Origin of the sequence: Streptomyces doebereineriae (genome assembly GCF_031845645.1) — a bacterium.
In the GTDB taxonomy this organism is placed as follows: Bacteria; Actinomycetota; Actinomycetes; order Streptomycetales; family Streptomycetaceae; genus Streptomyces; species Streptomyces canus.
Genome location: NZ_JAVREZ010000009.1, coordinates 93,678 through 106,380 on the forward strand (window position 1 = coordinate 93,678; position 12,703 = coordinate 106,380).

Here is a 12,703-nt window from a genome sequence, read left to right on the forward strand (position 1 = left end):
GGCCAGGTCCAAGGGCGGGGCGCCATGACAGAGGCCGGCGTGTTGGTCTGTGACGACCAGGAGTTGATGCGGGTCGCACTGCGCGTGGTGGTGGACGGCCAGCCGGACCTCACGGTCGTCGGCGAGGCCGGGGACGGCGAGGCGGCCGTGGCACAGGCACTCACGCTGCGCCCCGACCTCGTCCTCATGGGGGTGCGGCTGGCACGCCTGGACGGCATCTCGGCCACCGCGCAGTTGCGCGCCGCTCTGCCCGACACGCGCGTGCTCGTCCTCACCGCGTGCGACCGCGACGAGTACGCCTACGCGGCCCTGCGTGCGGGAGCGAGCGGCTTCCTCGTCAAGGACACACCGACCGCCGAGCTGCTCATCGCCATCCGCGGTGTGCTGCGCGGCGACGCGGTGATCGCCCCGTCGGTGACGCGGCGGCTGATCGACCGGTACGTCACGGGCGCCGTCGCTCCCCTCACCGACAAACGCCTCGACGTACTCTCCGACCGCGAGCGTGAGGTGCTGGGTCTGGTCGCCCGCGGGCTGAACAACGCGGAGATCGCCGGGAAGCTGTTCCTCGGCGAGACCACGGTCAAGACCCACGTGGCCCGCATCCTCGCCAAACTGCGCGTCCGCGACCGGATAGAGGCCGTCGTCGTGGCCTACGAGAGCGGACTGGTTCGCCCTGGCGGATGAGCCCGCCGGGCGCTCGGAATGGTTTCCGACGACCTTGCCGCCGCCTAGCTTTCAGGCGTCTCGATCATGCGCGAGTTCCTTCGCCGCCCCCGGAGTTCACCGGCGTCGGCGCTCCCAGCTCCCCCACTTTCGGGGGAGACCTCCTTCCCGACCCAAGGAAATGGCATGCCCTCAATCAATCGACGTACCCGTATCTCCCGGCGGACCGCGATGGCGCTGGCCGGCGTGTCGGTCGTCGCGGCACTCACCGCCACGGCACCGAGCATGGCCAACGCCGTGAGCGGCAGTTCCAGCGGCACGCGGCACCAGGTCGCCCGGACGCAGAACGCGGAGACCGCCGGCACCGCCCCCAACCTGCGCGTCAAGGCCGCCAACGGAGTCACTTACCAGTACCGCCGCTTCGGCCACCCAAGCGCCGGCAGCGTGCCCCTGGTCTTCCTTCAGCACTTCCGCGGCACCCTCGACAGCTGGGACCCCAAGCTCATCGACACCATCGCCGCCAAGCGCGAGGTCATCCTCGTGGACAACGTCGGCGTCGGCGGCTCCACCGGCACCACCCCCAGCACCGTCCAGCAGATGGCCCTGGACGCCATCGACTTCATCGACGCCCTCAAGCTGCCCCGCTACGACGTGTTCGGCTTCTCCCTCGGCGGCGAGGTCGCCCAGGAGGTCGCGCTGCGCCGCCCCTGGCAGGTCCGCCGCGTCGTCCTGGCCGCCACCGGCCCCCAGGGCGGAGTGGACCAGCGCGCATCCGACCCGAACATCCTGCAGCGGACCCTGAAGGACAACCCCGGCCCCGAGGACTACCTCTACCTCTTCTTCAAGAACACCGCCTCGAGCCAGGCCGCGGGAGGCGAGTTCCTGCAGCGCCTCGGCGAGCGCACCACCGACCACGACGCCCCCTCCAGCCTGGCCACCCGCGACCGCCAGCTCACCGCGTGGTCCGAGTGGGGCATCCCCGACAAGTCCAAGTTCGTCCGCCTGAACGCCCTCTTCCAGCCCACCCTGGTCGCCGGCGGCGAGAGCGACATCCTCATGCCCGCCAAGAACTCCCGCCTGCTGGCCAAGTACCTCCCCGACGCCCAACTGCACATCTACCCGGACGCCGGCCACGGTTTCCTCTACCAGTACGCCGTCAAGTTCGGCACCGAGGTGAACACCTTCCTCGACCGCTGACGGCCCCTCCGCGGCGAGACCGACCCACGCTGGACAAAGCAGGGCGAGCGGTGCGAAGATCCCCGACCACCGCGCGCTCCCCCTGGGACGATCTGAACCGTCCGCCGAATTTCCGCTGGTCACCGGCGCAGTGGCCTCGCCCGTAAGGCTGTCTCTCATGGCACGTTTCGCAGATCGCGTGGTCATCGTGACCGGGGCCGGCGCCCCTGACGGAATCGGTGCCGCGGTGGCCAGGGGGCTGGTCGCGGAGGGTGCGCGCGTCGTGTTGGGCGCGACGTCCGAGCGGGTGCACCAGCGAGCGGCGGAGCTGGGGCCGGCAGCCGTCGGTGTGGTTGCCGACCTCACCGTCGACGGGGCCGCGGACACCCTGGTACAGGCCGCGCTGGACCGCTGGGGCCGCCACGACGTGCTGGTGAACAACGCCGGCATGACGTCCGTGGCATCGGGCTGGGACGCGGGCGACGAGGTCGCCGATCTGTCTCTGGCCGGCTGGGGAACGGCGCTGTCCCGCAACCTGACCACCGCGTTCCTGATGTGCAGGGCCGTGGTGCCGATCATGCGGGCTGCCCGGTACGGCCGTATCGTCTCGGTCGGCTCCACCACCGGCACGGTCAGCGCGATGCCGGGGCAGGCCACGTACACGGCCGCGAAGGCGGGGCTGCTGGGGCTGTCCCGGGCGCTCGCTCTCGAGGTGGTGGCGTACGGCGTCACCGTGAACGTCGTGGCCCCCGGCTATGTCGCGACCGGCTCCCAGCTGGAGTTCGAGGCGGCGGCCGCCGCGGCGGGCCCGATCGGACGCAGTGCCACACCGGAAGAGATCGCGGCTTGTGTCCTGTTTCTGGCACACGAATCGGCGTCGTTCGTCACCGGATCGGCACTCGTGGCCGACGGCGGGCACGGTCTCCCCGAGACGTGGCCGCGACCGTGAGCCCCGTGCAACCACGGCACCGATCGATTCAAGTCTCATGACAATCGAATCGACGGCAGCGTGGGCATATTGCGCGTGATTCGATCGCGTGCTTAGCTGTTCGCGCACCTAGGAGGTGAACGTCTTGGACGACACCGATCGGGCCATCCTGCGCGAGCTGCAGACCGACGGCCGCATCCCCTACGCCGATCTCGGCCCGAAGGTCGGCCTGTCGGCGTCGGCCGCTCGGCAACGGCTGCAGCGGCTGATCGACACCAAGGCGGTGCAGGTCGTCGGCGTCACCGACCCGATGGCCATGGGCGGGCAGGCCATGGCCCTCCTCGGGATTCGCGTCGACGGCGATCCGCGAGCGGTGGCCGACGAACTCTCACGCCACGACGAGGTCGTCTACGCCGTCCTGACGGCCGGCACCTTCGACTTGTTCGCCGAGGCCGTCTGTCAACGCCCGCGTGACCTGCTGGACTTCGTCAACGACGTCGTGCGTCCCATCGAGGGCGTGACAGCGGTGGAGAACTTCCCCTACTTCGGGATTCACACGCACCGGTTCTTCTGGAACGTCGGCTGATCAGCGCCCTGCGCACACAGTGTCTCGGCCACTCCCCCGCACCCTCCATCACCGACAGCCGAGGACAGACGCCATGACGCACCATCAGCCGCGCACCGTCGACTTCTTCACACGCGGGGCCCTCGCCGCTCCTCAGGTGACACCGGACCAGGCCCGGCGCATCGCCGCCGAGAGCTTCGGAATCGCCGCGCGTGCCGAGTCGCTGGGCAGCCAGCAGGACGCCAACTTCCTGCTGCGTCAGGATGACGGAACGCCCACGGCGGTCCTCAAGATCGCGAACCCGGCGTTCGGCGCCACCGAGATCGACGCCCAGGACACCGCCGCCGACCTGATCGCCGCCGCCCACCGGGACCTGCGCCTGGCCACGGTCCTGCGTACACCGGACGGCGCCCCACAGACCGCCACCGTCCACACCGACCACGGCCCTGCGACGGCGCGGTTGCTGCGCTATCTGCACGGCGGGACCCTGTCGGGCCCACGCCACCTCTCCCCACGCACGGTCGCCGCCATGGGGCGCGTCGCCGGCCGCGTCAGCACCGCGCTGCGCACCTTTAGCCACCCCGGGCTGGAGCGTGTGCTCCAGTGGGATCTGCGGTACGCCGACCGCGTCGTCGACCTGCTCCTGGAGCACCTACCGGAAGCGGCGCGCCGCACCGCTGTCCTGGCGGCGACGGCCGAAGCGTGGACAGAGGTGGGGAAGGTCGGCGACCGACTCCCGCGGCAGGCCGTACACCTGGACCTCACCGACGACAACCTGGTCCGCTCACCCGACAGCCGTCTCCCCCTGCCCGACGGGATCATCGACTTCGGGGATGTGACGGCGAGTTGGGCGGTAGGTGAACTCGCGATCACCCTGTCCTCGATACTGCACCACGACGGCATGGAGCCGCACCACGTGCTGCCTGCCGTCCGCGCCTTCCATGAAGTCCGCCCGCTGTCCGCCGAGGAGGCGGCGGCCCTGTGGCCGCTCACCGTGCTCCGGGCCGCCACTCTTGTCGTGAGCGGGCGGCACCAGGCCGCGGTCGACGCGGACAACGCCTACGTGCACGCCAACCTCGACCGGGAGTGGCGGATCTTCGAGCAGGCCACCGCCGTGCCGTGCGCGGTGATGACCGGCCTCATCAACGAGACCCTCGGCCTGGCCGAGCACCGAGCCCTTGCCTCACCGCCGGTCACACCCCTGGTGGCCGGGGCGGCCCCCGACGACGTCGTCATACTCGACCTCTCCACCGAGGCCGACACGATGGACCACGGAGCCTGGATGGAGGAGAGCACCCCGGACCGCCTCGCGGCTTCTCTCCTCGCCCAGGGAAGTGCGGCGGTGGCCACCCGCTACGCCCGGCCACGGCTCAGCGCAGCAAAGGCGCTGTCCCACAGCTCGCCCGCGACGATCGCCACCGGCGTCGACCTCTGGCTCCGGCGGCCGACCGTCCTCCAGGCGCCCTGCGACGGGGAGTTGCTCCACGCCGCACCCGGCCACGCGGTGCTGACCTGCCGGGCGCACGTGCTCCACCTGACCTTCACCGACGCCGTCCAACCCGGCCCGCCCGCGGGAACGTCGATACGCTCGGGCGACCAACTGGTCTCCCTGCCCGCCGGCGCACACGTCCACGTCTCCCTGCAACAGCCCGACGGCCCGGCCGTCCCGGTACTGGTCAGGCCCGAGTACGCCGCCGGCTGGCTCGCACTCACCGCCGACCCCTCCCCGCTCATCGGTATGTCCGCCACCGGCTCCCGGCCGCAACCGGACCTGCTCGCACGACGCGACGCCACCTTCGCCACCGTCCAAGAGCACTACTACGACGACCCGCCCCGCATCGAACGCGGCTGGCGCCACCACCTGCTCTCCACCGACGGACGCGCCTACTTGGACATGGTCAACAACGTCACCCCCCTCGGCCACGCACACCCCCGCGTGGAACAGGCGATCTCACGGCAGTTGCGCAGGCTCAACACCAACTCGCGCTTTCACTACGCCTCCGTCGTGGAGTTCACCGAACGGCTGGCCGCGCTACTGCCCGACCCGCTGGACACCGTCTTCCTCGTCAACTCCGGCTCCGAAGCGGTCGACCTGGCGATCCGCCTGGCCGTCGGCGCCACCGGTCACCCCGACGTCCTCGCCCTCCGTGAGGCCTACCACGGCTGGACCTACGCCTCCGACGCCGTCTCCACCTCGGTCGCCGACAACCCCAACGCCCTTGCCACCCGGCCGAGTTGGGTCCACACGGTGGACTCACCCAACTCCTATCGAGGACGCCACCGCGGCGAGAAGGCCTCCGCCTACGCGCCCGAGGCCGTCCAGGTCATCGACGACCTCGCCGCGGACGGCCGACCGCCGGGCGCCTTCATCAGCGAGCCCTACTACGGCAACGCGGGCGGTGTCGCCCTGCCCGACGGCTATCTGGACCAGGTGTACAAGGCGGTGCGCCGCCACGGCGGTCTGGCCGTCGCCGACGAGATCCAAGTCGGCTACGGCCGCCTGGGCACCTGGTTCTGGGGATTCGAGCAGCAGCAGGTCGTCCCCGACATCGTGTGCGTCGCGAAGGCCATGGGCAACGGTCACCCCCTCGGCGCCGTGATCACCTCCGAGGCAATCGCCGCCAGATACCGCGACCAGGGCTACTTCTTCTCCTCCACCGGTGGCAGCCCCGTCTCCAGCATCGCCGGTCTCACCGTCCTCGACACCCTCCGCGACGAAGACCTCCAAGGCAACGCCGTACGCAACGGCGCCCGCCTCAAAAGCAGGCTCCGCACCCTCGCGCACCGCCACCGGATCATCGGCGCCGTCCACGGCTCCGGCCTCTATCTCGGCGTCGAACTGGTCCGCGACCGCGCCACTCTGGAACCCGCGACGGAGGAGACGGGCGAGCTCTGCGACCGCATGCTCGAACTCGGCGTCATCGTCCAGCCCACCGGCGACCATCTCAACATCCTCAAGATCAAGCCGCCGCTGTGCATCGACTCCACCGCCGTCGACTTCTTCACCGAGACCCTCGACCGCGCCCTCACCGAGCTGGGCGAAGATGGCGTGGCCCACAGGTGCGGGCCGGTTCGTCCTGGCGGATGACCCCGTCGGGCGCCCGGGATGGTTTCCGACGACATGGCCGACCCCTAGCTTTCAGGCATGTCGATCATGGAGCCCAGCATGACCCAGCACAGCATGTTCACGATCGAGACCGTGGCGCCGAAGATCCGCAGGGTCACCTTCACCAATCCCCCGGTGAACGTCGTCGGCGCGGACACCGTCGTCCAACTGATGGACGTAGTAGACGAGTTGAGCCGTGACGAACAGGTTCAGGTCGTCGTCTTCGACAGCGGTACGCCCGGATACTTCTTCAACCACGCCGATCTCGGCCAGGTGCCCGAACTCCTGGCCCTGAACGCCGCGGACGGGACCCCGACATGGGTCGAACTCGTCACCCGCCTGACCGGCGCCCCGTTCATCAGCATCGCCTCCATCCGCGGGCGCACGCGGGGCGGAGGGGACGAGATCGCCCTGGCCTTCGACCTGCGCTACGCCAGCCGCGAGGAAGCCTTCTTCTGCCAGCCCGAGGTCGCGATCGGCATCGTCCCGGGCGGTGGCGGCAGCGACCGTCTGGCCCGGCTGCTGGGACGGGACCGCGCGCTCGAAGCGATCCTCACCAGCGAGGACTACGACGCCGAGCGCGCCGAACAGTACGGCTGGGTGACCCGGGCCGTCCCCGACGCCGAACTCGACGCCTTCGTGGACGGCGTCGCGGTGCGTATCGCGTCCTTCGACAAGGCGTCCGTCCTGGGCGCCAAGGCGCAGATCAACCGGTCGACCCTGCCGCCCGTGGCCGACCTGCGCGCGTCCTGGGCGGAGTTCGCGGAGTCCGTCAACTGGCCGGGATTCCAGGCCCGCGTGCCACAACTCGGGAAGGCCATCGCCGAGATCGGTCTCGACGAGATCGAGCGGAACCTCGGCCACTACGCCGGCCTCATCAACCAGCAGGCATAGGCACCGAGAACGTGGCCGGGCACAGCACGTCCCGCCATCGACTCCCACATCGGCAGGAGACCGTCTGGGTTCGCCCTGTTCGGCGCCTGGTGGAGCAGGTCCGCGGCGACGCGGCCGACGAGCAGTGAGCCGAGCAGTGGCCGGCGCACCGCCTACGCCACCGCCGCCATCACCGACCCCACCGGCAGGCTGCTCGCCCACGCCGACGGCGGGCAGCCGAGGTCCGCTCACCACACCGGCTCGGCCATCTGATCCGCGGGCTTCTCTCCCCCACTCAGCGTCGTTTCCCCGTGCACCACAGGAGCTTTTCCATGGACCTCTCCACCAGCACCGTTCTCGTCACCGGAGCCAACCGCGGCCTCGGCCGCGCCCTCGCCGCGGAACTGCTCGGCCGCGGCGCCACCGTCTACGCCGCTGCCCGCAACCCCGACCAGGTCGACCTGCCCGGCGTCACGCCGATCGCGCTCGACATCACCGACCCCGCCTCGGTCGCGGCCGCCGCCGACGCCACGGGTGACGTGACGGTCCTGATCAACAACGCCGGCATCTCCACCGGCGGCGACCTGCTCACCGGCGACCTGGACGACATCCGCCGGGACATGGACACCAACTTCTTCGGCACCCTCTCGGTGGTCAGGGCCTTCGCACCCCAGATCGCGGCGGGCGGCGGCGGTGCCGTCCTGAACATCCTGTCCGCCCTGTCCTGGTTCAGCTTCCCGGACGTCGGCGCCTACTGCGCCGCCAAGTCCGCACAGTGGTCGCTCACCAACGCCCTGCGCCTCCAGCTCGCCGACCAGGGCATCCGCGTGACCGGACTGCACGTCGCCTACATGGACACCGACATGACCAGCACGGTCACCGCGCCCAAGGCCGCCCCCTCCGACGTCGCCCGCCTCGCCGCCGACGGCCTCGCCGAGGGCGCCTACGAGATCGTCGTGGACGACATCAGCCGCCAGGTGCAGGCCGGGCTGGCCGGAGGCGTCACCGCTCTGTACCCGCAGCTGCCCTGACGAGCGGTCGACCGGCACGCCGGTGAGTGAGACCACCGCAGGTGCGGGCGCCGCAAGGAGAGCTCATGAAGCTCGGCAGGCAACGAGGCCACCCGTTCCTGCCGGGTGTCGCCGACCGCGTGCCCGCAGAACCCCTTCGTAGCCCACTCGCACTCCTGCAGCGGGGCTTGTGCAAAACGTTTTGGATCCTTAGCGTCCGGTTCGGACGGAAGGATCCGCATGATGCGCCGACTGATCGTGACGTCCTGCTCGGTGCTTCTGGTGCCCGAGCAGGGCTCCTGCCGAGTGGAGACCGACCAGGACATCCTGGTCGAGGACGGTGTGATCGCCTGGCTGGGCCCGGCGGGCTCAGGGCCGGAGGCGGCCGGGGCCGAGACCGTGGACGGCACGGGACTGGTCGCCGTGCCCGGGCTGGTGAACGCCCACACGCACGGGCCGATGACGCTGATGCGCGGCGCCGCCGAGGACGTGAGTGTCGAGGCCTGGTTCAACGAGCGGGTGTGGCCCATGGAGGTCAACCTCACCCCCGCCGACATCGGCCTCGGCGCGGAGCTCGCCTGTGCGGAGATGCTGCTCAGCGGGGTGACCACGTTCGCCGACCACTACTTCCACGCCGAGCGGATCGCCGATGCCGTCGTACGGACCGGAATCCGGGCCGACATCGCGCCGACCTGCTTCAGCAGCCAGGGCCGCGCGGCCCTGGAGGAGAGCGCCGGGACCGCCGCCGCCCTGCACGGCACGGGCGACGGACGGGTCACCGCGTCGCTGGGCCCGCACGCGCCGTACACCGTCGAGGACGCGGACCTCGTCCGGGTCGCGGAGTTGGCCCGGGACCTGGGCCTACGGATCCACCTCCACGCCGCCGAGCACCTGGAGCAGACGGAGTCGAGCCTGGCGAGGCGTGGCATCACACCGATCACGGTGCTGGAGCGGACCGGTGTGCTGGACGCGGGCGCGCTGATCGCGCACGGGTGCGGCATCGTCCCGGACGACCTGCCGACGCTGGCGGCGCACGCGGATCGTACGGGGGTGGCCTGCTGCCCGAAGGTGTATCTGAAGCACGCCCTGCATCCGCTCACACCGGTGCGGAGCCTGCTGGACGCCGGTGTCGCCGTCGGGGCCGGGACGGACGGGGCGGCCGGCCACAACACACTGGACGTGTGGGAGGCGATGCGGCTGGTCGCGCTGACCCAGAAGCAGGCCGAGCGGGACGCCACCTGGATGACGGTCTCCGACACGGTCCGGCTGGCCACACGCGGCGGGGCCCGGGCGCTCGGCCTCGGTGACCGCATCGGCGCGCTGGAGCCGGGCCGGGCCGCGGACATCGTGCTGGTCGACCTGAGCGGAGCACACTGCCGACCGGTGCACGACCCGGTGGCGGCCCTGGTCTACAGCGTGCGGGCGAGCGATGTGCGCACGGTCGTGGTCGACGGACGGGTCGTCGTGCGCGACGGCCGGCTGCTGACAGTGGACCTGCCGGGGCTGCTGGCCGAGATCGAGGCACGCGTGCCCGCCCTCCTCGACACCTCGCACGGCAGGGCGGTGCAGCACTATGACCCCTGAGCAGGACAAGGACGCGGGACGCCGCCGACTGCACCCCGTACCCCCACCCAAGCCACTGCCTGCCCAAGATCGACGCACCCCTGCCCCCGCCCCTCGACACCTCGCACGGCAAGGCGGTGCAGCACTATGACGCGTGAGCAGGACGAGGACGGGGAGCGTCGCCGATTGCGGCGGCCCGCGTCGATCAAGGACGTGGCCGCCGCGGCTCGGGTGAGCCCGACCACGGTGTCGCATGTGCTGAGCGGCAACAGGCCGGTCGCGGAGGAGACGGCCGACCGGGTCCGCGCGGTCGTGAGCCGGCTCGGCTACGTACCGGCCTCGACGGCCCGCAACCTCCAGGCCGGTTCGACCAACGTCATAGGTCTGCTGGTGCCCGACATCACCAACCAGTTCTTCGCCGAGCTCGCCAAGGGCGTCGAGGACGCCGCCCACGACCTGGGCTACGGCGTCATCCTGTGCAACACCGAGTTCGACCCCGACCGCGAGGACCGCTATCTGGAACTGCTGCGCGGCCGGTTCATCGACGGCATGGTGTACGCCTCGGGATCGCCGCCCTCCCAGGGCCGACTGGCGTCGCTGCTCGGGCGGTTCCCCATCGCCCTGGCCGACGAGGTCGTCCCCGGTCTGCTGGAGCAGACCATCCTGGTCACCGCCGACCACCGCGCGGGAGGCCGACTGATCGGACAGCACCTGAGGGAGCTGGGCCACCGCCGGGTCCTGGCGATCAGCGGCCCGACGGACCTGGTCAGCAGCCTGGAACGGATCGCCGGTTTCCGGGAGGCGTTCGGCGACGCGGGGGTCACCGAGGTCGAGGGCGCCTTCGTCGAGCGGTCCGGCTACCACCTGGTCGCCGCGGCCCTGGAGGACGGCGGCCCGCGCCGCTTCACCGCGGTGTTCGCCGCCAACGACCTGATGGCGCTCGGCGCGATCGCCGCCCTCGAGGACGCGGGCCTGCGCGTCCCCGACGACGTCTCGGTGGCCGGCTTCGACGACATCATGATCGCCTCCCGTGTCCACCCCCGCCTCACCACCGTCCACCAGCCCGCCTACGACGTCGGCCGCACGGCCGGCGCCCAGCTGCTGAGCTACGTCCACCGGGACGAGGTGCCCCCCGCCTCCCGCCACATCCTGCCGGTCCGGCTGAAGGTCCGCGCCAGTACGGCGCCCGTACGCCCGCCCCGCTGAACAGGGCACCGCCGCCCCACCACCACGCACCACACACCACCTGAAAGGTCGTTCCGCGATGCCCCATGTCCTCGTCGTGGGTGAGTCCTGGTTCATCCACTCCGTCCATCAGAAGGGGTTCGACTCCTTCTTCACCTCCGAGTACGTCGAGGGCGCCCAGGTCTTCCTCGACGCGCTGCGCGACCGCGGCCACACGGTGACGTACGTCCCGGCGCACGAGATACCGAGCAGGCTGCCCGCCACGGCCGAGGGTCTGGAGCCCTACGACGTCGTCGTGATCAGCGACGTCGGGGCCAACAGTTTCCAGCTCACGCCGGAGACCTTCGCCCGCTCGGTGCCCACGCCGGACCGGACGGAACTACTGCGGGCCTACGTCGAGCGCGGCGGGGGCCTGCTGATGGTGGGCGGCTATCTCACCTTCACCGGCATCGACGCCAAGGCCCGTTGGGGGCGCACGCCGCTGGCGGCCGCGCTGCCGGTCGGTCTGCTCGACCGGGACGACCGGGTGGAGCTCCCCGCCGGGGCCCCACCACGGGTCGTCGCCCGGCACCGGGTGGTCGACGGGCTGGACGGGACCTGGCCGGATCTGCTCGGGCTCAACGAGGTGACGATACGGGACGGGTCGGAGCTCCTCGTCGAGTGCGCGGGCCATCCGTTGCTGGCCGTGGGCGGCTACGGCGCGGGAAGGTCGGCGGCCTTCACGTCCGACCTGGCGCCGCACTGGGCCCCGCCCGCGTTCCTGGACTGGAAGGGCTACCCCGAGCTGTGGGACCGGCTGGTCCGCTGGCTGGCGCAGGCCCCGGTGGGGGAGGTCGACTGATGGTCACCCCTCATATATCGGCCGCCCCCGGCGACTTCGCGCCGGGAGTGCTCATGCCCGGCGACCCGCGCCGGGCACGCCGTATCGCCGAAACGATCCTCCAGGACGCCCGGCTGGTCACCGACGTGCGCGGTATCGAGGGATACACCGGGACCTACCGAGGCGTGCCCCTGTCCGTCCTGGCCTCCGGCATGGGGATGCCGTCCGTCACGATCTACGCCACCGAGCTCTTCCGGTTCTACGGCGTGCGCGGCATCGTGCGGGTGGGCACCGCGGGCGGCATACCCGCCTCGGTGGGGCTGCGGGACGTGGTCGTCGCCACCGCCGCTCATACCGACTCCGCGATGGGCAGCCGCCGTATCGACGGGGTGCACCTGAGCCACGCCGCCTCCTTCCGGCTGGCCACGGCCGCCGCGCAGGCCGCCGGGACCGGACGGCACATCCATGTCGGGCCCGTGTTCACCACCGACCACTTCTACCTGGAGCGCCCGGCGCTGTTCGAGCAGTTGGAGGCCCACGGCACCCTGGCCGTGGAGATGGAGGCCGCGGGCCTCTACGCGACCGCCGCCGCCGAGGGCGGCCACGCGCTCGCCGTGCTGACGGTCAGCGACCATGTGCGCCACGCGGAGGCGCTCACCCCCGCCGAACGCGAGACGGACTTCGACCGCGCCGTCACCATCGCGGCCACCGCACTCCTCGCGGAAACAATTTCCTAACAGGACGGCCATAGCCAAAACGTTTTGCATTGCATAGCTTTCGGCCAATGGCAAACATCGGTCCCCACAGAGAAAGA

11 protein-coding genes are annotated in these 12,703 nt (G+C 71.0%); all 11 read left to right on the forward strand.

Annotated elements, in window-relative coordinates; genetic code table 11:
• Nucleotides 1–24 precede the first annotated feature (24 nt).
• The 11 genes from RNB18_RS25710 (at nucleotide 25) to deoD (ending at nucleotide 12,626) form a co-directional block, all read left to right on the forward strand.
• Complete coding sequence (locus RNB18_RS25710; protein ID WP_311716483.1) at nucleotides 25–684, forward strand: response regulator transcription factor; 660 nt, start codon at nucleotides 25–27, stop codon at nucleotides 682–684.
• Between the two features lie 165 nt (nucleotides 685–849).
• On the forward strand, nucleotides 850–1,860 hold the full coding sequence (locus RNB18_RS25715; protein ID WP_311716484.1) for an alpha/beta fold hydrolase: 1,011 nt from the start codon (nucleotides 850–852) through the stop codon (nucleotides 1,858–1,860).
• Between the two features lie 157 nt (nucleotides 1,861–2,017).
• Complete coding sequence (locus RNB18_RS25720) at nucleotides 2,018–2,788, forward strand: SDR family NAD(P)-dependent oxidoreductase (RefSeq protein WP_311716485.1); 771 nt, start codon at nucleotides 2,018–2,020, stop codon at nucleotides 2,786–2,788.
• Nucleotides 2,789–2,912: 124 nt separating this feature from the next.
• On the forward strand, nucleotides 2,913–3,353 hold the full coding sequence (locus RNB18_RS25725; RefSeq protein ID WP_311716486.1) for an Lrp/AsnC family transcriptional regulator: 441 nt from the start codon (nucleotides 2,913–2,915) through the stop codon (nucleotides 3,351–3,353).
• Between the two features lie 73 nt (nucleotides 3,354–3,426).
• The gene (locus RNB18_RS25730; RefSeq protein ID WP_311716487.1) at nucleotides 3,427–6,420 is read left to right on the forward strand and encodes an aminotransferase; all 2,994 of its coding nucleotides are present in this window, start codon (nucleotides 3,427–3,429) and stop codon (nucleotides 6,418–6,420) included.
• A gap of 78 nt (nucleotides 6,421–6,498) precedes the next feature.
• Complete coding sequence (locus tag RNB18_RS25735) at nucleotides 6,499–7,332, forward strand: enoyl-CoA hydratase/isomerase family protein (RefSeq protein ID WP_311716488.1); 834 nt, start codon at nucleotides 6,499–6,501, stop codon at nucleotides 7,330–7,332.
• A 311-nt stretch (nucleotides 7,333–7,643) separates the two neighbouring features.
• Nucleotides 7,644–8,342, forward strand: coding sequence for an SDR family oxidoreductase (locus RNB18_RS25740; protein WP_311716489.1), 699 nt, complete (start codon nucleotides 7,644–7,646; stop codon nucleotides 8,340–8,342).
• Nucleotides 8,343–8,561: 219 nt separating this feature from the next.
• A complete protein-coding gene (locus tag RNB18_RS25745; protein WP_311716490.1) occupies nucleotides 8,562–9,905 on the forward strand; it encodes an amidohydrolase in 1,344 nt (447 codons plus the stop codon).
• A gap of 126 nt (nucleotides 9,906–10,031) precedes the next feature.
• Complete coding sequence (locus RNB18_RS25750) at nucleotides 10,032–11,090, forward strand: LacI family DNA-binding transcriptional regulator (RefSeq protein WP_311716491.1); 1,059 nt, start codon at nucleotides 10,032–10,034, stop codon at nucleotides 11,088–11,090.
• Between the two features lie 58 nt (nucleotides 11,091–11,148).
• The gene (locus RNB18_RS25755) at nucleotides 11,149–11,910 is read left to right on the forward strand and encodes a glutamine amidotransferase (RefSeq protein ID WP_311716492.1); all 762 of its coding nucleotides are present in this window, start codon (nucleotides 11,149–11,151) and stop codon (nucleotides 11,908–11,910) included.
• The gene (deoD, locus tag RNB18_RS25760; RefSeq protein WP_311716494.1) at nucleotides 11,910–12,626 is read left to right on the forward strand and encodes a purine-nucleoside phosphorylase; all 717 of its coding nucleotides are present in this window, start codon (nucleotides 11,910–11,912) and stop codon (nucleotides 12,624–12,626) included. Before RNB18_RS25755 ends, deoD begins: the two co-directional genes overlap by 1 nt.
• Nucleotides 12,627–12,703: the final 77 nt, after the last annotated feature.